Origin of the sequence: Actinomycetospora lemnae (genome assembly GCF_028737315.1) — a bacterium.
GTDB lineage: Bacteria > Actinomycetota > Actinomycetes > Mycobacteriales > Pseudonocardiaceae > Actinomycetospora > Actinomycetospora lemnae.
On record NZ_JAQZAO010000007.1, the window covers coordinates 233441 to 253836 of the forward strand.

At 74.7% G+C, this 20396-nt stretch carries 19 protein-coding genes; 10 read left to right on the plus strand and 9 right to left on the minus strand.

The genetic code is table 11. The features are described from left to right. The first annotated feature begins 79 nt into the window (after nt 1-79). Genes PGB27_RS17765 through PGB27_RS17775 form a run of 3 tightly spaced genes read left to right on the plus strand, consistent with a single transcriptional unit; the run spans nt 80 to nt 2084 of the window. On the plus strand, nt 80-655 hold the full coding sequence (locus PGB27_RS17765) for a superoxide dismutase (RefSeq protein WP_274201714.1): 576 nt from the start codon (nt 80-82) through the stop codon (nt 653-655). A gap of 38 nt (nt 656-693) precedes the next feature. Further along, nucleotides 694-1053 carry a hypothetical protein gene (locus tag PGB27_RS17770; protein WP_274201715.1) on the plus strand — a complete coding sequence of 120 codons (360 nt, stop codon included), beginning with the start codon at nt 694-696 and terminating at the stop codon, nt 1051-1053. Nucleotides 1054-1070: 17 nt separating this feature from the next. Then, nucleotides 1071-2084: an alcohol dehydrogenase catalytic domain-containing protein gene (locus tag PGB27_RS17775; RefSeq protein WP_274201716.1), complete on the plus strand. Its 1014-nt coding sequence runs from the start codon at nt 1071-1073 to the stop codon at nt 2082-2084. A 67-nt stretch (nt 2085-2151) separates the two neighbouring features. Here the strand turns inward: PGB27_RS17775 and PGB27_RS17780 are convergent, their stop codons facing one another. Continuing rightward, nucleotides 2152-2844 carry a hypothetical protein gene (locus tag PGB27_RS17780; protein WP_274201717.1) on the minus strand — a complete coding sequence of 231 codons (693 nt, stop codon included), beginning with the start codon at nt 2842-2844 and terminating at the stop codon, nt 2152-2154. A 450-nt stretch (nt 2845-3294) separates the two neighbouring features. On the opposite strand from PGB27_RS17780, the gene PGB27_RS17785 reads away from it, so the two are divergent. Continuing rightward, on the plus strand, nt 3295-4224 hold the full coding sequence (locus PGB27_RS17785; protein ID WP_274201718.1) for an SDR family NAD(P)-dependent oxidoreductase: 930 nt from the start codon (nt 3295-3297) through the stop codon (nt 4222-4224). Between the two features lie 32 nt (nt 4225-4256). Here the strand turns inward: PGB27_RS17785 and PGB27_RS17790 are convergent, their stop codons facing one another. The 3 genes from PGB27_RS17790 to PGB27_RS17800 all read right to left on the minus strand — a co-directional run bounded on the left by PGB27_RS17790 (nt 4257) and on the right by PGB27_RS17800 (nt 6062). Beyond that, nucleotides 4257-4640 (minus strand): helix-turn-helix domain-containing protein, encoded by a 384-nt coding sequence (locus PGB27_RS17790; protein ID WP_274201719.1) that lies wholly within the window; start codon nt 4638-4640, stop codon nt 4257-4259. Nucleotides 4641-4807: 167 nt separating this feature from the next. Next, nucleotides 4808-5032 (minus strand): acyl carrier protein, encoded by a 225-nt coding sequence (locus PGB27_RS17795; protein WP_274201720.1) that lies wholly within the window; start codon nt 5030-5032, stop codon nt 4808-4810. Nucleotides 5033-5135: 103 nt separating this feature from the next. After that, on the minus strand, nt 5136-6062 hold the full coding sequence (locus PGB27_RS17800; RefSeq protein WP_274201721.1) for a hypothetical protein: 927 nt from the start codon (nt 6060-6062) through the stop codon (nt 5136-5138). A 192-nt stretch (nt 6063-6254) separates the two neighbouring features. On the opposite strand from PGB27_RS17800, the gene fdh reads away from it, so the two are divergent. After that, the gene (gene fdh, locus PGB27_RS17805) at nt 6255-9515 is read left to right on the plus strand and encodes a formate dehydrogenase (protein WP_274201833.1); all 3261 of its coding nucleotides are present in this window, start codon (nt 6255-6257) and stop codon (nt 9513-9515) included. Here the strand turns inward: fdh and PGB27_RS17810 are convergent. Continuing rightward, a complete protein-coding gene (locus tag PGB27_RS17810; protein ID WP_274201722.1) occupies nt 9499-10161 on the minus strand; it encodes an OmpA family protein in 663 nt (220 codons plus the stop codon). The genes fdh and PGB27_RS17810 overlap by 17 nt on opposite strands. Nucleotides 10162-10297: 136 nt before the next feature. Further along, nucleotides 10298-10729, minus strand: coding sequence for a GlcG/HbpS family heme-binding protein (locus PGB27_RS17815; protein ID WP_274201723.1), 432 nt, complete (start codon nt 10727-10729; stop codon nt 10298-10300). 230 nt (nt 10730-10959) lie between these two features. Here PGB27_RS17815 and PGB27_RS17820 point away from each other — a divergent pair, with 230 nt between their 5' ends. From PGB27_RS17820 to PGB27_RS17830, 3 genes are read left to right on the plus strand one after another with little or no spacing between them, the layout of a single operon-like run. Continuing rightward, complete coding sequence (locus PGB27_RS17820) at nt 10960-12714, plus strand: PP2C family protein-serine/threonine phosphatase (protein ID WP_274201724.1); 1755 nt, start codon at nt 10960-10962, stop codon at nt 12712-12714. Further along, nucleotides 12711-13781, plus strand: coding sequence for a cobalamin B12-binding domain-containing protein (locus PGB27_RS17825; RefSeq protein WP_274201725.1), 1071 nt, complete (start codon nt 12711-12713; stop codon nt 13779-13781). Before PGB27_RS17820 ends, PGB27_RS17825 begins: the two co-directional genes overlap by 4 nt. 12 nt (nt 13782-13793) lie before the next feature. Beyond that, entirely contained in the window at nt 13794-14108 is a 315-nt protein-coding gene (locus PGB27_RS17830) for an STAS domain-containing protein (RefSeq protein WP_274201726.1), read from the plus strand. On the opposite strand, the gene PGB27_RS17835 is transcribed toward PGB27_RS17830, so the two are convergent. From PGB27_RS17835 to PGB27_RS17845, 3 genes are read right to left on the minus strand one after another with little or no spacing between them, the layout of a single operon-like run. After that, a complete protein-coding gene (locus PGB27_RS17835; protein ID WP_274201727.1) occupies nt 14105-15166 on the minus strand; it encodes an alpha/beta hydrolase in 1062 nt (353 codons plus the stop codon). The two genes, PGB27_RS17830 and PGB27_RS17835, sit on opposite strands and share 4 nt — an antisense overlap. Beyond that, nucleotides 15166-16857: an acyl-CoA dehydrogenase family protein gene (locus tag PGB27_RS17840; protein WP_274201728.1), complete on the minus strand. Its 1692-nt coding sequence runs from the start codon at nt 16855-16857 to the stop codon at nt 15166-15168. Before PGB27_RS17840 ends, PGB27_RS17835 begins: the two co-directional genes overlap by 1 nt. After that, on the minus strand, nt 16841-17587 hold the full coding sequence (locus PGB27_RS17845; RefSeq protein ID WP_274201729.1) for a Crp/Fnr family transcriptional regulator: 747 nt from the start codon (nt 17585-17587) through the stop codon (nt 16841-16843). The genes PGB27_RS17840 and PGB27_RS17845 overlap by 17 nt, the downstream gene beginning before the upstream one ends. A gap of 127 nt (nt 17588-17714) precedes the next feature. Between PGB27_RS17845 and PGB27_RS17850 the strand changes: the two genes are divergently transcribed. Continuing rightward, entirely contained in the window at nt 17715-18677 is a 963-nt protein-coding gene (locus tag PGB27_RS17850) for a cyclase family protein (protein WP_274201730.1), read from the plus strand. After that, nucleotides 18677-20341: a class I adenylate-forming enzyme family protein gene (locus PGB27_RS17855; RefSeq protein ID WP_274201731.1), complete on the plus strand. Its 1665-nt coding sequence runs from the start codon at nt 18677-18679 to the stop codon at nt 20339-20341. Before PGB27_RS17850 ends, PGB27_RS17855 begins: the two co-directional genes overlap by 1 nt. Nucleotides 20342-20396 lie beyond the last annotated feature (55 nt).

Here is a 20396-nt window from a genome sequence, read left to right on the forward strand (position 1 = left end):
CCGAGGCGTCGACGACGGCGGGGACACGCCGCTCGCGTGGTCGATGACCGGGCGCGTCGGTTCCTGTCAGGATCGTCCCGTGCTGCGCCGATCCGCCCACATCGCCCTGGTCCTCGCGGGTGCCGCCCTCGTCGCGAGCTGCTCGTCCTCCGAGGCCGCCGCCCCGCTCGTCACCGAGGGCGTGCTCGTCCCGGCCGCCCAGGGCGGGCCGGCCGTGACCTACGCGCCCGACGCCGCGCCGGCGGGCGCACGGCTCGTGCTCGAGGTCGTGCCCGGCGAGGGCTCGACGACCGCGACGTTCCGGGTCGCGGGGATGGTCCCGGACCGCGGGTACGCCGCGCACGCCCACGTCCGCCCGTGCGGGCCCACGGGCGCCGACGCCGGCCCCCACTTCCAGAACCGCGTCGACCCGGCCGCCACGCCGCAGGCGCCGTCGTCCGACCCCGCGTACGCCAACCCGCAGAACGAGGTGTGGCTGGACCTGCGCACCGACGCGACCGGCGCGGGCACGGCGACCACGACCGTGCCGTTCGGCTTCCCCGAGCGCGCGCCGGCGTCGGTCGTCGTGCACGAGAAGGAGATGACGGCGACCGCGCCCGGGCAGGCGGGCACCGCCGGCGGGCGCCTGGCCTGCCTCACCTCGACCTGGCGCTGATCGAGCGGTGATCCAGCGCTGACGTACCGTCGCCGGTGATGACCACCGGCCCCACCCTCACCGTCTGCCGCGGCTGCTGCTGCGGCACCGCGCGCAAGCACCCCGAGGTCGACCACCGCGCCCAGCTCGCCCGGTTCCGGGCCACCGGCGCGAGCGTGCGGGTCACGGACTGCCTCGACGCCTGCGCCTACTCCAACGTCGTCGTCGTGTCCCCGTCGCGGGCCGGGCGGGCGGCGGGCGCGCGGCCGGTGTGGCTGTTCGGGGTGCTCGACGCCGAGACCGAGGACGAGGTCGTCGCCTGGGTCGACGCGGGCGGGCCCGGCGTCGCGGACCCGCCGGGGATGCTCGACCTGCGCGTCTTCTCGCCGTCGCGGAAGGTCCGCGCGGCGGTCGACTGAGCGGGTACTCACGCCGCATGACCGCCGAGCAGCGCGTGGCCGTGCTCCAGGAGCCCGAGCACATGACCGTCGAGACCCGCCCGGTCCCGGAGCCCGGCCCGGGGGAGGTGCAGGTCGCGGTGCGGGCGGTGAGCGTCTGCGGCTCCGATGTGCACTACTACGACCACGGGCGCATCGGCGGGTTCGTCATGCACGCCCCGCTCGTGCTCGGGCACGAGACCTCGGGCGTGGTCAGCGCGCTCGGCGAGGGCGTCGAGGGCCCGGCGGTGGGGACGCGCGTCGCCGTCGAGCCCCAGCGCAACTGCGGGCGCTGCACGCAGTGCGTCCGCGGGCGCTACCACCTCTGCCCGTGGATCGCGTTCTTCGCGACCCCGCCGATCGACGGGTCGTTCGCCCAGTACGTGGTGGTGCCCGCGACCCGCGCCCACCCCGTGCCCGACGCCCTGTCCGAGGACGCCGCGGCGATGATCGAGCCGCTGGCCGTCGCGGTGCACGCCGCGGGGAAGGCCGAGATCGGGCCGGACGTGCGGGTCTTCGTCAGCGGGGCCGGGCCCGTCGGGCTGCTGTGCCTGCAGGTCGCGCGGGCCCGCGGCGCCGCGCACGTGACGGTCTCCGACCCCGTCGAGCGCCGGCGGGCCAAGGCCCTCGAGTTCGGCGCCGACGCGGTCGTCGACCCCGCCGCGGGCGACCCGGGGCTCGAGCCCGTCGACGTCGTGCTCGAGTGCACGGGCGTGCAGGCCGCGGTGGACCTCGCGATCGCGGCGACGGCCCCCGCGGCGACCGTCGTGCTCGTCGGCACGGGGGAGCGGGTGACCCTGCCGCTCGACGTCGTGCAGGCCCGCGAGCTGGTGGTCAAGGGGACGTTCCGCTACGCCCACGTCTACCCGGCGGCGATCGCGCTGGCGGCGTCCGGGGCGGTGCGCCTCGACGACATGGTGACCTCGCACCACGACCTCGACGCCGCCGAGGACGCGCTGCTCGCCGCGCGCCGGGACCCCGCGGCGATCAAGGCGGTCGTGCGACCCGGCTGACGCGACACCACCGGCCGGCACCGCGGGGAGCGGTACCGGCCGGTGGGGAGCTGTCACGCGCGGTGGCTCAGGCCGCCGCGGCGGAGGCGATGCTGCTGACCGCGTTGCCCGCGCGGCGGGCGATGCCGCGGACCTGGTCGCCCGGGCGCTGCTGCTCGCTGGCCTGCGAGGACAGCACGACGATCGCGCCGGTGAGCACCGGGATCGCGTACTGCAGGGCGTGCAGCTGGCGGTTGGCGCTCGCGACGTCGGCGGGCAGCGACTCGGCGACCTGGCTGACGGTCTGCCCGACGCTCTTGTCGGCCTCGCGCACGGCTTCACCGGGGCCGGTGTCGCCACCCTGCTTGGCAGTGCCGGACGGCACCGGCGAGGTGGTGGACGACGAGACGCCGCTCGCCTGGTGGATCACCGCGTCCTCGACCTTCTTGCCCACGAGGCGGGTGTAGCCGGACGCGGCGATGGCCGCGACGGTCAGCGCGAGCTTGGCGTTGACCGTGCCGGTGTGGCCCTTCTGGGCCAGGGCGCGCTTGCGGTTCTCCGCGAGCAGGCCCGCGCCACCGACGACGTGCGCACCGATGGCGAGGAAGTTGACCGGGCTCCACTTGGCCCAGCCGATGCTGGAGACGCGGTCGGCGGTGCGCCGGTCGCCGGCCTCCTCGGCCGCGGCGTTGAGGCCCGCGAGGCCGAACAGCGAACCGCCGAACCAGGCGGCGAGACCGACGTCGTGCAGGGCGTGGAGGACGGTGTTGCGCGTGCTCATGGGGCTCCCTTGCCACTCGGGGGCGCGCGACGGCGGTGCGGCGCTCGCCGCGGTGTCGCACGCAGGGGATGGCGGTGTGTCCCGCCGGAATGGGCTGGCTCGCTCAACCCGATACCGGGGGGTGACCGATGACGGCGCCGCGAAACCGCCACGGACCGGTCGGGGCCGGGTCACGGTCCGGGTCACGGTCCGGGTCACGGTCCGGGTCACGGTCCGGTCGGGTCCGGGACGACGGGGCGCCCTCGGGTAGCGACGACCACCACGCGGGTAGCCCCCGAGCCTGTCGGCGGTGCCCGCGGCGGGCGGACGAGCAGGGCGCCGGTGCCCCCGAACGCCGTCCGCGCTGGAGGGATCGTCGTGCTCGACGAAGGCACCACGACACGCGGGGACGGCGGCCGCTCACACGACGGCCCCCCGTCCGCGACAGGTCACGGTGGACGGGACCGCCCGGTGGCGCTCGTGCTCGGCGCGAGCCGGGGGCTGGGGTTCCTCATCGCGCAGGAGCTGGGGCGTCGCGGCCACGACCTGGCCGTCGTGGCGCGCTCCGCCGACGGGCTGGAGGCGGCCCGCGGCGACCTCGAGGCCACCGGCGCCACGGTGCTCACGCTGCCCGCCGACCTCTCGTCGCGGCCGTCGGCCGAGGCCGTCGTCGAGACCGCGGTGACGCAGCTCGGGCGCCTCGACGTCGTCGTCGCCAACGCCGGGATCATCCAGGTCGCGCCGGTGCGCGCGCTCACCGCGCAGGACGTCGCCGACGCCCACGACGCGATCTTCTGGAGCGCCGTGTACCCGGTGCTGGCCGCGGTCGAGGTGATGCGCCGTCGGGGCGGGGGACGGATCGTCGTCATCAGCTCGATCGGCGGGAAGATCCCCACGCCGCGCCTGCTGCCCTACACCGCGGCGAAGTTCGCCACGGTCGGGTTCGCCGAGTCCCTGCGCACGGAGGCCGGTCGCGACGGGATCAGCGTCACGACCGTCGTGCCCGGGCTCATGCGCACCGGGTCGACGCGCAACGCGCTGGTCGGCGGTGACCGCGAGCGCGAGCTGCGGTGGTTCACGACGCTCGCGTCGCTGCCGCTGCTGTCGATGGACGCCGGCGCCGCGGCCCGCCGCATCGTCGCGGGAGGGCTCGCCGGGCGCCCGGAGGTCGTGCTCACGCCGGCGGCGAAGATCGGCCTGCGGGTGCACGGGCTCGCCCCCGGGCTGACCCAGCGCGCGTTGGCGCTCGTCGACCGCCTGCTCCCGGCCCCGGGGGACGAGCCGCCCCAGCCCGGGCACACGCTGCCCGAGCAGCCGTGGTGGCAGCGGCTGCTGACGACGCTGGACCGCGGCGCCGCCCTCCGCCACCACGAGCACGACGACGAGACGCCCCGCCGCTGACCTGGTCGACGCTGACCTGTCGCCTGGGCGGCTCAGATGTCCCCGCTTCGCGGTGCCTGGTCGTCCCGGGAGGGCCGGGGCCGAGGCGGGAAGGGTCGCTCGCCCTCCCCACCGGGTTCCCCCCACTGGCCGAGGTCGAGGGGCCAGGGTTGCCCAGTCGGGCCCGGCACGTCGGCCCACATCTCGCCGTGCCGGATCCGACGGACGGTGGTGCGACTGATCCGGAAGTCGCGCGCGATGCCGGCCTCCGTCTCGCGTCCGGCGAGCCGGCGCTTGATCTCGCGGACCTTCAGCCTCGTGAGCGGCGCCTCGGACACGGTGCCCTCCGGCATCGTCCCCGGCGGGGTTCGCTCCTGCTCATCGGGCGGCTTCTCGCGCCTGACGTCCGTGCGGCCGCTCTCGTCGATGTCGCCCATCGTCGGTCACCTCTCGGAGCTGAGGACCTCCGAGGCAACAACGCGGCGGCCGGGGATGCAGGGGTCGAACGGCCCGACACCGCCGGGTCGTCCGGAGTCCCCACCGCGAGGCCGGAGAGTGGGCGAGCTCCGAGCCCGTGGGTCCGGAGCTCGCCACACGACGCCGGTCAGCCCGTCTTGGACGTCAGCTGGGCGAGGTACTGGTGGCACTGGTGCGCCCGGTCCGAGTCCTCGCTCATCACCTTGCGGAAGAAGTCGGCGACCTCCTGCAGACCCGCGTTCTCCGCGTCCCGCACGTACTGGCCGTAGTCGTGCCCGGCCTTGAGCGCGTGGTACTGCACGGACACGAGGTCGAAGGTGACGTCGTCGAAACCGGTTTCTCCGGTGGCCATGGTTGCCTCCACGGATCGTCGAGCGTGTCCTCCGGGCTGCTCGCTCAACTCGGACCCTGACGGTTACCCGACGCGCGTCCCGCCCCAACGCGTCGGGGACGGCTCAGGACGCGCTCTCGGCGGACTCCTGGGAGCCCTCTTCGTCGGCGAGCTCCTGGTCGAGCTCGGGGAACATGAGCCAGCTCCCGATGAGGAAGGCGATGCCCCCGACCAGGAAGCCGATCTTGACGATCGACGCGCCCGGCTCGCCCTCGGCCTGGAACGAGCCGGTGATCGAGAAGCCGGGGATCGCGCCGATGGTGAAGCCGAGCGAGCCCAGCACGAACATCGCGCCGACCCACCACGACACGTTGCGCAGCGTCTTCGGGAAGTACCCGTTCCCGGCCTCGAACGTCTGCAGCACCGAGGCCACGAGGAAGAACAGGGCACCGACGAGGCTGGTCCACCACAGGCCGACCTCCTCGGGGATCAGGTGGGCCGTGGAGAGCAGGGCCGCGATCGTCTCGTAGTTGAAGATCAGCGCGCCGATGAGGAACACGAACGCCCAGACGAACCCCAGGTCCCGGGCCTTGAAGCCGAGCCACCGCCACGACTCCGGGGGCTCGCCCCGGCCGTCGGAGGTGATGCGGGTGTCCTCGTTGAGGCTCTCCAGGATCTGTCCGTAGACCGCGACGGTGTAGAGCAGGGCACCGAGGGTGTACGCGGCCTCGGCGAACAGCGACATGGCCGTCTTGTCGCCGCCGAAGGCGCTGGGGACCAGCGACGCCGCGGCGCCGAGGATGAACAGCGCGGAGCCGACGGTGAACGACACGGCCACCCACCACGCCAGGCGCTCGGGCGCCCAGTAGCCGCTGCGGGAGACCGCCCCGGCACGTCGCGCGCCGTGGCCTTTGCGATGGGGACGGCCCAGCCAGGTGTAGGGCCGGTCGTCGGGTCCGCGGTACTCCGCCCACGTCGTGAACGGTCGTGGTCCACCGCTGCGGATCAGTTGCCAATCGGAGGGGACCTGGGGGCCAACGGTGTCGGGCATGACGCGGGAGCTACCCCATCGGCGAGGTCGACTAGCCGGGTCCACCGAGACCGTGGAGCAGCTCTGCGTTTGCGAGGGCCACGGGGCGGTGACACCGTTCTCCCACCGGTTCACCCCCCAGCCGGCGCCCGTCCGATCCGGTTCCGCCACTCGGAGGCGCCTGCCGTGAGCCTGTCCCGCCGTGCCGCCGACCTGGTGCGCTCCTGGCCCCTGGTCCGTCAGCTGACCGGCGCCGACCCCCTGGGTCGCGGCGCCGCCGTGCAGTCCAACTCCTCCGACGAGTGGCACGCGCGGACCGCCGACGCGGACACCGTCACCCGGTCGGTCTGCCCGTTCTGCGCCGTCGGCTGTGGCCAGCGGGTGTACTCGAAGGAAGGACGCGTCACCCAGATCGAGGGCGACCCGGACTCGCCGATCAGCCGCGGCCGGCTCTGCCCCCGCGGTTCCTCGAGCCTGAGCCTGGTGACGTCGCCGTCACGGCTCACGCGGGTCCGGTACCGGCGCCCCGGCGGGTCCGACTGGGAGGAGCTCGACCTCGACACGGCGATGGACATGATCGCCGACCGCGTGGTCGACACCCGGTCCCGCACGTGGCAGGACACCGACGACGAGGGCCGCGTCCTCAACCGGACGCTCGGCCTCGCGCACCTCGGCGGCGCCACGCTGGACAACGAGGAGAACTACCTCCTCAAGAAGCTCTACACCGCGATCGGCGCCGTCCAGGTGGAGAACCAGGCGCGCATTTGACACAGCTCCACCGTCCCCGGTCTGGGGACCAGCTTCGGGCGTGGCGGCGCCACCAACACCCAGCAGGACATCGCGCAGGCCGACTGCGTCGTGCTCGAGGGCTCGAACATGGCCGAGGCGCACCCCGTGGGGTTCCAGTGGGTGATGGAGGCCAAGGCCCGCGGCGCGCAGATCATCCACGTCGACCCGCGGTTCACGCGGACCAGCGCGGTGGCCGACGCGCACGTCCCGATCCGCCCGGGCACGGACATCGCGTTCCTCGGCGGGCTGATCAACTACGTGCTGGAGAACGAGCGGGACTTCCGCGAGTACGTCGTCGCGTACACCAATGCGCCGATGCTCGTGCGCGAGGAGTTCGTCGACGCCGGTGACGACGACGGCCTGTTCTCGGGATGGGACCCGGAGACGCGGTCGTACGACACCTCGACGTGGCAGTACGAGGGCACCGAGGTGGCGGCCGCGTCGGGCAACCGTGACGACTGGTCGCGCGTCGCCGACGACCGCGAGACCCAGCGCGTCGCCCACCTGCTCGGGCAGTCCGAGGGCGCGGGCTCGGGCGGGGCGAACTTCTCCGGCGAGCCGCACCGCGACGACACGCTGCAGCACCCCCGCTGCGTCTACCAGGTGCTCAAGCGGCACTTCGCGCGCTACACCCCGGAGATGGTCTCGCGGGTGTGCGGCATGAGCCCCGACCAGTTCCGCCAGGTGGCCGAGGCGATCTGTGCGAACTCCGGACGCGAGCGCACGACGATGTGGGTCTACTCGGTGGGCTGGACCCAGCACACCGTCGGCGTGCAGTACATCCGCGCGGCCTCGATCCTGCAGGGCCTGCTCGGCAACGTCGGGCGGCCCGGCGGCGGCATCATGGCCCTGCGCGGGCACGCCACGATCCAGGGCTCGACCGACATCCCGACGCTCTACGACCTCCTGCCCGGCTACATCCCGATGCCCAACGCGCACAAGGAGATGCACCTCGCGGAGTACCTGGCGGCCGACTCGGCCAGCAAGGGCTTCTGGGGCAACATGCCCGCCTACGTCGTCAGCCTGCTCAAGGCGTGGTTCGGCGACGCGGCGACGCGGGAGAACGACTTCGGCTTCGACTGGATGCCGCGCATCTCCGGCGACCACTCGACGTTCACGACGATCCTCAACATGATCGACGGCAACTGCGAGGGCTACTTCGTCCTCGGCGAGAACCCGGCGGTCGGGACGACGAACTCCAAGCAGCAGCGCCACGGCCTGGCGGCGCTCAAGTGGCTCGTGGTGCGCGACCTGCACGAGATCGAGACGGCCACGTTCTGGAAGGACGGGCCGGAGATCGAGACCGGCGAGATGCGCACGGAGGACATCGACACCGAGGTCTTCCTGCTGCCGGCCGCCACGCACGTCGAGAAGGCCGGCTCGTTCACCAACACCCAGCGGCTGCTGCAGTGGCGGCACAAGGCCGTCGAGCCGCCGGGCGACGCCCGCAGCGACCTGTGGTTCGTCTGGGAGCTGGGCCGGCGGATCCGGGAGCGGCTCGCCGACTCCGACCTGCCGCGCGACCGGGCGATCCAGAACCTCACCTGGGACTACCCGCTCGAGGGCGTGCACGGCGACCCCGACGCCCACGCGATCCTCAAGGAGATCAGCGGCGTCGACGCGAACGGCGACCCGGTCTCGGGCTACACCGCCCTCTCCGACGATGGGTCCACCGCCTGCGGCTGCTGGATCTACTCCGGCGTCTACGCCGACGGGGTCAACCAGGCGGCGCGCCGCACGCCCGGCGGCGGCGAGAGCCTCGCCGCGCTGGAGTGGGGCTGGGCGTGGCCGATGAACCGTCGTGTGCTCTACAACCGCGCCTCGGCCGACCCCGAGGGCCGGCCGTGGAGCGAGCGCAAGGCCTACGTCTGGTGGGACGAGGAGCAGCAGTCCTGGACGGGTCACGACGTCCCGGACTTCGAGGCGCACAAGCCGCCGTCGTACGAGCCCCCGGAGGGCGCCGAGGCGCAGGACGCCATCGGCGGCGACGAGCCGTTCATCATGCAGGCCGACGGCCGCATCTGGCTCTACGTGCCGACGGGGCTGGCCGACGGGCCCATGCCGGTGCACTACGAGCCGGAGGAGGCCCCGACCCGCAACGCCCTGCACCCGCAGACGCGGTCCAACCCGGCCCGCGAGCGCTTCGAGCGGCCCGACAACCTCTACAACCCGTCGGACCACCAGCCCGGGTCCGAGGTGTTCCCGTACGCGTTCACCACGTTCCGGATCGCCGAGCACCACACCGCGGGCGGCATGAGCCGGTGGACGCCCTACCTCGCGGAGCTGGCGCCCGAGATGTTCGTCGAGGTCTCCCCGGCGCTGGCCGCCGAGCGCGGCCTGGAGCACACGGGGTGGGCGACGATCGTGACCGCGCGCAGCGCCATCGAGGCGCGGGTGGTGGTCACCGAGCGGATGAAGCCCCTGCGCATCGCCGGCGAGACCATCCACCAGGTCGGGCTGCCGTGGCACTGGGGTCCGAACGGGCTGGTGACCGGCGACGCCGCCAACGAGATCATCGGCATCTCGCTGGACCCGAACGTCCACATCATGGACACCAAGACCGGGACCTGCGACGTCGTCGCCGGGCGCCGGCCGCGGGGCCCGGAGCTGCTGCGGTTCGTCGACGAGTACCGGCGGCGGGCGGGGCTCCTCGACGGGGCCGGTGGGCCTACCCCGTCACCCTGACCTCGACGCGGCGGCTGGCCGCGAGCGAGTCCAGCGGCCGCGCCGACCCGACGCCGACGGCGGTGAGGCTGCCGGCGGGGACCCCGGCCGCCTCCAGCCGGCGCACGATCTCCTCGGCGCGCCGCTGGGAGAGGTCCTGGGCGTCGTCGGTGTCCTCGCCGGTCGGAGCGGTGTGGCCCTCGACGGTGATCGGCGGCCCGGGGGCCGCGCGCAACGCCCCGGCCAGGCGCTCGACGGCCTCGTCGGCGCCGGCCGCGGGCGTGGCGCCGTCCGGCGGGAAGCGCAGCGGGGTGGCGGCGAGGACGTCGTCGATCGTGTCCTGCAGGACGGCGACGTCGGGACCGCCGGTGGAGGCCGGTGTGCCGGTGGCGCCGGGTGGGACAGGGCCGTCGGGCACTGTGGGCACGGCGGGGGCCTGCGACGCGGCGGGCGCCGGCGGGGGATCGGACGTCCCGGTCACCGCGACGGCGATCGCGACGCCACCGAGGGCGAGGACGCCGACCAGGAGCAGCGCCAGCGGCAGGCGCCGGTGGCCACCGGACGCGGCGTGCGAGCCGCCGCCGGCCGGGCCGCGGCCGCCCCACCAGTGCGCGCCGGTGTTGGGGCCGCCCGTGACGCGCCCGCGATGGGAACCCCCGCCAGTCACGGCCCGCGCCACCTCCTCCGGTCGGGACGCACTGTGCCCTGCCCGCACCCCGACCCGCTCGGGAGGAGCGAGAATCCGCCCGGACGGCCGCATCGATGTGCGACGGTCGGCCCAGGTGCGCTCCGCTCACCTGCCGTCAGGCACCCGTGCGGGGGGTGAGGCCGGCGGCGCGGATGCCGGCGACGACGGCCTCCTCGTCGGCGAGCGAGGCGTCCCCGCTGGCGCCCGCCGCGCCCAGCAGGGTGCCGGCGTCGTCGTGGATGAACACGCCGCCGGGCACCGAGAACACCTTCCCGCCGGTCAGCGCCGCGACCGAGGTGAAGAACTCCGCCGAGTCCGCGGCGCGCGCGGCGATCGCCCGGCTGTCCATCCCGAGACCGAGCACGCCGTAGGCCTTCGCGGTGGCGACGTCGGGACGCAGGAAGCCCGACCCGTCCTCGCGGCCCAGCGCCACGACCGCGCCGCCCGGGTCGAGCACCGCCACCGTGAGCGGCTTGAACCCCTGCGCGCGGGCGTGCGCGAGCGCGGCGGACACGATGCTCTGGGCCTGCTCGAGGCTGATGCTCATGGCGGGCCGGTACCCACCGCCGCGCCCCGCATCACACCGGGCGGCGCACACGGACCCCCGCGCGCCCGGGCGCGTGGCTCACCGGACCGGGCGACACCCGCCCGACCGCCGTCGTCACCCACCGCTCGTCCGTGATCACCGACGGCTCACCGTCCGGCCGGCTGCAGGTCCCGGCGTCGCCGTCGTCGGTCGACTACGGTGTTCTGGACCGTCGGACGGGAGGGGACGGCATGGAGGGACGCCACGGCGCCCCGACGCGCGAGGCCTCCGCGGCCCGCACCACCGAGGCGTCCCCGGCGGCGCCCGGCGCGACACCCACGGCGCCCGAGGGCGGACCGGGCCTCCTCGACGGGCTCGAGGAGGGCGTCGTCGTCTGCGACCGCGCCGGTGTCGTGCGCGCCGCGAACCCCGCGGCCCGCGCGCTGCTGCCGCAGCTGCGCGTGGGCGAGATCGTCGACGTCGCCCGCTGCGAGGTGCTCTCCCGCGCCGTCCACGACCGCGACGCGCCCGCGAGCTTCGAGACCGTCGTCGTCCACCCCGACGGCGAGCACCACCTGCGCGGACGGCGCGGGCCGGTCCTCGGTCCCGTCCCGCCCCCGCCGCCGGAGCCCCGGGACGGCGACACCGCCTGGTACCTGCGCGACGTCACCGGCGAGCACGCCCGCACCGACACGCTGCTCGCCGCCCAGGAGCGCGCCGCGTTCCTCGCCGAGGCCGGGCGGGCGCTGCACGGCGTGCTGCACCTCGACCGCACCGCGCGCCGCGTCGTCGCGCTCGCCGTGCCGCGGCTGGCCGCGGGCGCGACGCTGGTCGTGCGCCACGACGACACCGTCACCTGGGCGTGCGCGGAGCTCGGCGGCGGGCGCCCCCGGCTCGGGCACGCCGGGACCGGCGGCCTCGCCCGCGTCCCCCGGCTCGCCGCCGCGCTGACCGGCGAGGGCGCGGGCACCGGCGACCCGTTCCTGGCCGGCGACCTGACGACGCTGACCGGGCTCGAGGCGCCGGCCGGCGACGTGCGGACCCTCGCGGTGCCGACCACCGGGGTCGTCGACGCCCTCGTCGTGCTCGCCGGTCCCCGCAGCACCGGGTCGGACAGCAGGTCGGACAGCGGGTCGGACAGCGTCGATCCGCTCGTCCTCGCCGAGGAGGAGGTGCTCACCTCCTACGTCGCGCGCGCCGGCGCCGCGCTCGCCGCGGCCGCGCTGCACGAGGAGCAGGCCCACCTCGGCGCCGTCCTCCAGGAGAGCCTCGCCGCGCCGCGCCTGCCCGCGACCGCGGGCATCGCGTGGGGCGCGGCGTACCGCCCGGCGCGCGAGACGATGCGGGTCGGCGGCGACTTCTACGAGGTGGTCGACGGGTCCGAGCGGTCGGCCTTCCTGCTCGGCGACGTGTGCGGCAAGGGCATCGAGGCCGCGGTCCTGTCCGGGCGCGTGCGGCAGTCGTGGCACGCGCTGCGGCTGCTCGAGGACCGTCCCGGCCGCCTGCTGCCGCTGCTCAACACCGCGCTGCTCGACGCCGTCGCCACCCGTGACGAGAGCCCGCGCTTCGCGACGATGGTGCTCGGCGACGCCCGCCCGCTGGCCGACGGCACGGTCGCGCTGCGCCTGGCCACGGGCGGGCACCCGCCGCCGCTGGTGCTGCGCGCGAACGGCGACGTCGAGGCGGTGCCGGTGTCCGGGATGCTCGTCGGCGGCCTGCGCGAGGCGCGGTTCGGCGAGGCCGAGGTGCTGCTCGCGCCCGGCGACACCTGCCTGCTCTACAGCGACGGCGTCGTCGAGGCCCGCGGTCCCGGGGACTTCTTCGGCGAGGAGCGCCTCGCCGACGCCCTCCCGCGCTGCGCCGGCGCCCCTGCCGCCGTGCTCTGCGAGCACCTCGAGCAGACCGTCGTGTCCTGGCTCGACGGCCACGACCACGACGACATCGCGATGCTCGCCGTCCAGGCACCCCGGCACGCGGCCGAGGCGCCGCAGAGGAGTGAGGCGTGACCACCACGTCCCCGCCCACCGACCCGGCCGCTCTGCGGGTGGCCTACCTCGAGCGGCTCGCCACGTCCGACGAGCCGGGGGCGGTCGCGGTCGCGGTCGGTGCCCTCGAGGCGGGCGCCGACCCCGAGGTGGTGCTGCTCGACGTCGTCGCCGGCGCGCAGCGCGAGGTCGGCGACCTCTGGGCCGCGGGGGAGTGGACGGTCGTGCAGGAGCACGTCGCGACCCACATCAGCGAGCGTGTCGTCGCGGCGGTCGCGCAGCACGCCCCGGCACCCGCGCCGAGCGGGCTCGGCAAGGTGGCGGTCGCCTGCCTCGACGGCGAGTGGCACGGGCTGCCCGCGCGGCTGCTTTCCGAGGTCCTCGCCCGGCACGGCTGGGCGGTGGAGTTCCTCGGCGCCTCGGTGCCGGCCGCCCAGCTCGCGACGCACCTCCACCGGGCCGGCCCCGACGTCGTCGCGATCTCCAGCTCGCTGCCCTCCCGGCTGCCCGCCGCGCGCCGGATGGTCGAGGCCTGCCGCGCCACGGGCACCCCGGTGCTCGCCGGCGGGGCCGCGTTCGGCGAGGACGGCCGGTGGGCGCGCGCCGTCGGCGCCGACGGCTGGGCGCCCGACGCCCGGGCGGCGGCCGCGATGCTCGCCGCGGACCCCGACGGCCCGTGGTTCGCCGACGAGGACACCGGCGCGAGCGCCGTCCCGGGCTCCCGCGACCATGTCTCCGCCCGCGAGGAGCAGGCCGTCCTGCACGCGCGGCGCGCCGAGCTCGTGCGCCAGGCCGCCGCGGCGGTGCGACCCGGGACCGCCGGCGGCGAGGTGCCCGACGAGCTCGCCGACGACCTCGGCCACCTCGTCGACTTCCTCGCCGCCGCCGTCTTCGTCGACGACCCGGGCCTCTTCGACGGCTTCGTGCGCTGGGTCGGCACCGTGACGATCCCCGACGGCCTGCGGGCCGAGGAGGTCGCGCCGGCACTCGACGCGCTGGCCGCGGCGTTGGCAGACTCGCCCCGCACGGTCCGACTCCTCCGCTCCGCTCACGGGGCCCACGGAGGCCAGCCCGCCACGGTGGGGTGAGGAGGTGGCGCGATGCCCGAGCTGACCATCCGCACCGAGCGGACGGACGGACCCGGTGGCCAGGCCGTCGTGGTGGTGGGCGGCGACCTCGACTACGACAGCCACGGTCGTCTCGACGACGCCGTCGGCGCGGCGCTCGACGACCGGCCCGCCGACCTCGTGGTCGACCTCGCCGAGGTGACCTACTGCGACTCCTGCGGCCTGCGCGTCCTGCTCGGCGCCCACCGCCGCGCGACCGAGGTCGGCGCCGCCTTCGCGCTGCGCGGGGCCCGCGGCCAGCCCGCCCGCGCCCTCAAGCTGACGGGCCTGGACCAGGTGTTCAGCTAGCGCCCGCCGCGGGTCGACTCCAGGAACGCCCAGTAGGTCGCCGCCCACTGCTCGGCCGCGTCGACGTGGGGCCCGTGGCCGGAGCCGGCGAACTCCTCGATCGCCACGCGCCCGCCCGCCGCGCGGTAGGCCTCGAGCACCTCGCGGATCTGGCTGACCATCGGCTGGGGCGGGAAGGCGTCGGCGCCCGGCCAGCCCGGCACGACGCCGCTCGCGCCGAGGGTGCCGAGCTCGAGCGCCGAGCCGTCGGCGACCACGACGTCGTCGCTGCCGTGGGTCCAGAGCACCGGCGGCTTCTCGGCGAGCGTCGGCAGCCACGACCAGTCGCAGTACTTCGGGGACAGCGCGTTGAGCAGCCCGCGGGTGCCCGGCGCGCTGCCCGGCCAGTTCTCCGAGGTCTGCGCGTCGCCGGGGTAGCCGTCGTCGGAGATCGTCGTCAGCAGGATCTCGTCGACGAGCACGTCCTCGCGGTCGCGGGGCTCGCGGTGCCCGGGGCGCCAGTAGGTCGCGTTCATGACGTTGCGCGGCGAGAGCGGGCTGTCCTCGCTGCGGTCGCCCTCGCGCAGGCGGCGGACGAACTCCGGGTTCGCCACCCCGGCGCCCGAGCCCGCGAAGTCCGGGTAGCAGGGGCGGCCGTCGGGGAAGGTCCCGCCGAACCCGTACGGCGCGACGGGGTCGAGGAAGGTCAGCGACGCCACGCGCCGGGCGCGCGCCACCAGCGCGATCGCCGCGCCCGCGGTGGACCAGCCGACGAGGTGCGCGGGACGGTCGATGCCCAGCGCGTCGAGGAACGCGACCAGGTCGTCGGCCCAGTCGCCGAGCCCGCGTGTCGCGTCGATCGGCGCGGGCTCGGAGCGCCCGAAGCAGCGCATGTCGGGCGCGAGGATGCGCCAGCGCTCGGGCGCGCCCGGCATGAGGTGCTCGAAGAACCGGCTCGTGGAGAGGTTGCCGTGCACGAACACCACGGGCTCGCCGTCGGACGGCCCGGACTCGAGGTAGTGGGTGCGGATGCGGCCCTGGACCTCGGCGGCCCGCACACCGGGCATGAGGTGGTCCATCAGGCGCTCGTCTCCGTCCGGGGCAGCCGCGCCAGCAGCGCGCCGACGTCGGTGCCGCGGGGGAGCGTGCCGAAGGCGTGCCCGTGGTCGCCGACCACCCGCGAGCCGACGTAGGCGTCGGCCACCGCCGAGGGCGCGTTCCGGACCAGCAGTGCGCCGGTCAGCAGCACCGCCATCCGCTCGGCGAGACGCCGCGCGCCGCGCTCCTCGGGGGCGGCCAGCTCGGCCTCGACGTCCTTGAACCCGGCGTCGACGCGATCGTCGACCCCGAGCACCTCCGCGCGGTAGGCCTCCAGCGTCGCCGGCTCGCGGGCCAGCAGGCGCAGCAGGTCGAGGGCGTTGACGTTGCCCGCCCCCTCCCAGATCGAGTTCAGCGGCGCCTCGCGGAACAGCCGCGGCATCCCGGACGCCTCGACGTAGCCGTTGCCGCCGAGGCACTCGAGGGCCTCGCCGACCACGGCGGTCTGGCGCTTGCAGATCCAGTACTTGCCCAGCGTGACGCCGATCCGCCGGAACGCCGCCTCGTGTTCATGGGTCGAGCTCCGCTGCGCTGCGCCTCCCGCCTGCTCCCGCTGCGCGCGGTCCTGCGCCCCGGCCAGCCGCATCGCCAGCGCCACCGCGCCCTCGGACTCGCAGGCCAGGTCGGCCAGCACCTCGCGCATCAGCGGCTGCTCGATCAGCGTCTTCCCGAACGCCGAGCGGTAACGCGCGTGGTGGGCCGCCCGGGACACCGCCGCCCGCATCCCCGCCGTCGACCCCAGCGCGGTGTCGAGGCGGGTGCAGGCGACCATCTCGATGATCGTCCGCACGCCCCGGCCCTCGTCACCGACCCGCCAGGCCACGGTGTCCTCGAACTCCGGCTCGGACGAGGCGTTCGAGCGGTTGCCGAGCTTGTCCTTGAGCCGCTGGATGCGGAACGTGTTGCGCGTGCCGTCGGGCAGCACGCGCGGCACGAGGAAGCAGGTCAGCCCGCCCCCTCGAGGGTCCGGCTCCGCTTCGCTGCGCGTCCGGGCGACCTGCGCGAGCACGAGGAACAGGTCGCACATCGGGGCGCTGGTGAACCACTTGTGCCCGGTCAGCCGGTAGATCTCGCCGTCGGGGCGGGCGACCGTGGTGTTCGCGCGGACGTCGGAGCCGCCCTGCTTCTCGGTCATGCCCATGCCGGCGAGCAGCCCGCGCTTGGTCGACGGCACCCGCAGGCCGGGGTCGTGCACCCGGCTGGTCAGGCCGGGGCCGTACTGCGCGAGCAGGTCGGGGGCGGCGCGCAGGGCGGGCAGGACGGCGTAGGTCATCGTGATCGGGCAGCCGTGGCCCGCCTCGACCTGGCTCCACGCGACGTAGCCGGCCGCGCGGGCCACGTGGGCGCCGGGCCGGTCGTCGGCCCACGGCGCGCCGGCGAAGCCGTGCTCGACCGCGACGCGGGTCAGCTCCTGGTAGCCGGGGTCGTAGTCGACCTCGTCGATGCGGTGACCGACGCGGTCGTGGGTGCGCAGCCGGGGCTCGTTGCGGTGCGCGGCGTCGGCCCACCCCTGCGCGGTCGCCGAGCCGGCCAGCCGCCCGACGGCGTGCAGCTCGTCGCGGTACCACCCGGCGCCCTCGCGCTCGAGGGCCTCGAGCAGCGGCGGGTCGGCGGCCACGTCGTGGCCGACGAGATCGGGGACCTGGTTGGTGACCTCATGTGTCGCGGGCACCCGGTGATCCGACCACGCCGCGCGCCCGTGATCCAGGCCCGGGTGCGGGCCCGCCGCGGGCGAGCGCCACGAGACCCGGCCGGTCGTGGATCTGGTAGACCCCGCGCCCCACCGGCTCGATGATCCCGCGCTGCACCAGCGTGGCCAGCGCCTGGTTGACCGACTGCCGGGCCGCCCCGAGCCGGCTCGCCACCTCGGCCTGGCGCAGGGTGACGACGACGAGGTCGGACCCGTTCTGCCGGCTGGCCAGCAGGAACTTGGCCACGCGGCGCACGACGGGCAGCGAGCCGAGGTCGGTCATCTGCTCGGTGAAGGTCTGCAGGCGCTCGGCGATGTGGCGCGCGATGGCGATGCCGAGCTCGCGGTCGGCGGCGAGCATGGTCGTCAGCAACGTCGACGGGACGCGCAGCACGCGGGTGTCGTCGAGCAGCCCGCGCATGGTCGCGAAGTACGGGATGTCGGCCACGACGTTCTCGAGGCACAGGCTCTCGTGACGGCGGTCGGCGACGAAGTAGAGCATCGACTCGGGCCCGTCCGGGTCGCCGCGCCAGGCCCCCACCCGCCCGCGCAGGAGCACGAAGAACGCGTCGGCGACGCCGTGCGAGCGGTAGAGCACCGCGTCGCGGGCGAGCGTGACGACCGTGCACACGCGGGCGGCCTCGGCGAGCAGGTCGGCGGGCAGACGGCGGAACCACTCGATCTCCACGAGCTCCTCGACCGTCGGCCGCATGGCCGAACCGTAGCGTCCCGAACGACCGGCGTCCTGGTCACGGAGCGCACCCTTTCGGCCGCCCCTTGTCGCCCGCCGGGCGACGGGGCACCGTGGGCCGGGTCACGGTGATCTCGAGGAGGAGCTCATGGCCGACGTCCCGTCGATGCGGGAACTGCTGGGCGACGATCCCCCGCAGAACTGGGGGAAGTGGGGCGACGACGACGAGGTCGGCGCCCTGAACTACCTCGACGCCGGCCAGGTGCTCCGCGGCGTGGCCAGCGTCAGGAACGGCCAGGTGTTCACGCTGCAGTGCCCGATGGGCCACCCGCACGGCGACCCCGTCTTCCCCGGCCGCGAGGGCATCAAGCGCGAGATGGTCTGGGACCACGACGTCTTCGAGTCCGGCGAGGGGCCGAGCTTCCCCGGTGGCATCCGCGCCACGGACGACAAGGCCGAGATCTTCCTGCAGGGTTCCTCGCAGTACGACGCGCTGGGTCACGCCTGGTACGACGACACGCTCTGGAACGGGCGCCACGCCGACACCACCACCGGCGGCGGCATGAGCTGGGCGTCGATCCTCCCGATCGCGGAGCGGGGCGTCGCCGGGCGCGGCGTGCTCATCGACATGGCGCGCCACCGCGGCAAGGAGTGGCTCGACAAGGGCGAGACGTTCACCCACCGCGACCTCGAGGAGGCCGCGTCGGCGCAGGGGACGTCCATCGAGGACCGCGACATCCTGCTGGTGCGCACCGGCTTCCTGAAGTACTTCTACGCGACGCCGTCCGAGGAGTTCTACGAGGGCTTCATCGAGCCGGGCCTGACCTACTCGCGCGAGCTCGTCGAGTGGTTCCAGGACAAGGAGATCCCGAACCTCGTCACCGACACCATCGCCAACGAGGTCACGGCCGACCCCGAGAGCGGCGTGCTGCTCCCGCTGCACGCGTCGCTGCTGCGCAACCTGGGCATCAGCCTCGCCGAGATCATCTGGCTCGACGACCTCGCCGACGCGTGCGCCGCCGACGGCCGGTGGGACTTCCTCTACACGGCGGCGCCGTTGAAGATCCACGAAGCGACCGGGTCGCCCGTGAACCCCGTGGTGATCCGCTGATGGGCATCTACGACGAACGGCCCTGGCTGCCGCGCTACCGCGACGACTACCCGCACGACGTCGAGCCCGAGTACCCGAGCGCGCTCGCGATGTTCTCGGCCGCGCTCGAGCGCTCGCCCGACACCGAGATCGTCCGGTACTTCGACGGCACGCTGACGCTGCGCGAGCTCGACCGCCTCTCCGACCAGTTCGCCGTCGCGCTCGCCGACCGCGGCTTCGAGAAGGGGCACCGGCTCGCGACGTACCTGCAGAACATCCCGCAGGTGCTCATCGCCGTCATCGGCACGTGGAAGGCCGGCGGCATCGTCGTCTCGATCAACCCGATGAGCCGGACCCGCGAGCTGACGACGCTGCTCTCGGACTGCGAGGCGACGGCCCTGCTCGCCGAGGAGGACCTGTTCGGGCAGGTCGCGGCGGAGGTCGTGCCGACGATCCCGTCGCTGCGCATCGCCTGGACGACCTCGCCGCTGGAGTACCAGACCCGCCACGACAAGCGCCTGTTCGCGGGGATGGAGCGCACGCGCCACGAGGGCACCGAGGACCTCACCGAGGTGCTCGCGTCGATCGGCGACCGCACGCCCGAGCCCGTGGAGCTGGGCCTCGACGACGTCGCGTTCCTCGGCTACACGTCGGGCACCACCGGCCCGCCGAAGGGCGCCATGAACACCCACCGCAACGTGGTGTTCAACGCGCGCACCTACCGCGACTGGATCCAGCTCGGGCCCGAGGACTCGGTGCTCGGCGTCGCGCCGCTGTTCCACATCACCGGCGTGATCGGGCACATGGCGATCGCCCTGCTGATCCCGATCCCGCTGGTGCTCGCCTACCGCTTCGAGCCCGGCGTGGTGCTCGACGCGATCCGCGAGCACCGGCCGACGTTCTCGATCGGCTCGATCACCGTGTTCATCGCGCTGATGAACGCCGAGGGCGCGCAGCGCGAGGACCTCGCGTCGATGACCCGCCTGTACTCGGGCGGCGCGCCGATCCCACCGTCGACGATCAAGGCGTTCTCCGACCAGTTCGGGCTCTACATCCACAACTTCTACGGCCTCACCGAGACCAGCTCGCCCTCGCACGGCGTGCCGCGCGAGGCCGACGCCCCGGTGGACTCGGCGTCGGGCGCGCTCTCGGTCGGCGTGCCGGTGTTCTCGACGGTCGTGCGGATCGTCCGCGACGACGGCACCGACGCCGACGTCGGCGAGGTCGGCGAGATCGTCACCCGCGGCCCGCAGGTGGTGCCCGGCTACTGGAACAAGCCCGAGGAGACGCAGAACGCGCTGCGCGCCCCCGACGGGTCGGTGGAGCTCAAGACCGGCGACGTCGGCTACATGGACGCCGAGGGCTGGTTCTACGTCGTCGACCGCAAGAAGGACCAGATCAACGCCGGCGGCTACAAGGTCTGGCCCCGCGAGGTCGAGGACGTGCTCTACGAGCACCCCGCGGTCCGCGAGGCGGCGGTCGTCGGGGTGCCCGACGAGTACCGCGGCGAGACGGTCAAGGCGTTCGTCTCGGTGCGCCCGGGGCAGAGCGTGGAGCCCGACGAGCTCATCGCGTTCTGCAAGGAGCGCATGTCGGCCTACAAGTACCCGCGCCAGGTCGAGCTGATGGACGAGATCCCCAAGACCGTGACGGGGAAGCTCCTGCGCCGCGCGCTGCGGTCCTGACCCGGGAGGTGGGTGCTCGTCCGTGCTGGTCGTCGACGAGCACCCACCGTCCGGG

Excerpts from the sequence above, each read along its gene's own strand:
- PGB27_RS17770 (WP_274201715.1), top strand. The coding sequence starts at position 694 with ATGACCACCGGCCCCACCCTCACCGTCTGCCGCGGCTGCTGCTGCGGC.
- PGB27_RS17775 (WP_274201716.1), top strand. The coding sequence starts at position 1,071 with ATGACCGCCGAGCAGCGCGTGGCCGTGCTCCAGGAGCCCGAGCACATG.
- PGB27_RS17780 (WP_274201717.1), bottom strand. The coding sequence starts at position 2,844 with ATGAGCACGCGCAACACCGTCCTCCACGCCCTGCACGACGTCGGTCTC.
- PGB27_RS17790 (WP_274201719.1), bottom strand. The coding sequence starts at position 4,640 with ATGGGCGACATCGACGAGAGCGGCCGCACGGACGTCAGGCGCGAGAAG.
- PGB27_RS17795 (WP_274201720.1), bottom strand. The coding sequence starts at position 5,032 with ATGGCCACCGGAGAAACCGGTTTCGACGACGTCACCTTCGACCTCGTG.
- PGB27_RS17800 (WP_274201721.1), bottom strand. The coding sequence starts at position 6,062 with ATGCCCGACACCGTTGGCCCCCAGGTCCCCTCCGATTGGCAACTGATC.
- PGB27_RS17815 (WP_274201723.1), bottom strand. The coding sequence starts at position 10,729 with ATGAGCATCAGCCTCGAGCAGGCCCAGAGCATCGTGTCCGCCGCGCTC.
- PGB27_RS17820 (WP_274201724.1), top strand. The coding sequence starts at position 10,960 with ATGGAGGGACGCCACGGCGCCCCGACGCGCGAGGCCTCCGCGGCCCGC.
- PGB27_RS17830 (WP_274201726.1), top strand. The coding sequence starts at position 13,794 with ATGCCCGAGCTGACCATCCGCACCGAGCGGACGGACGGACCCGGTGGC.
- PGB27_RS17835 (WP_274201727.1), bottom strand. The coding sequence starts at position 15,166 with ATGGACCACCTCATGCCCGGTGTGCGGGCCGCCGAGGTCCAGGGCCGC.
- PGB27_RS17845 (WP_274201729.1), bottom strand. The coding sequence starts at position 17,587 with ATGCGGCCGACGGTCGAGGAGCTCGTGGAGATCGAGTGGTTCCGCCGT.
- PGB27_RS17850 (WP_274201730.1), top strand. The coding sequence starts at position 17,715 with ATGGCCGACGTCCCGTCGATGCGGGAACTGCTGGGCGACGATCCCCCG.
- PGB27_RS17855 (WP_274201731.1), top strand. The coding sequence starts at position 18,677 with ATGGGCATCTACGACGAACGGCCCTGGCTGCCGCGCTACCGCGACGAC.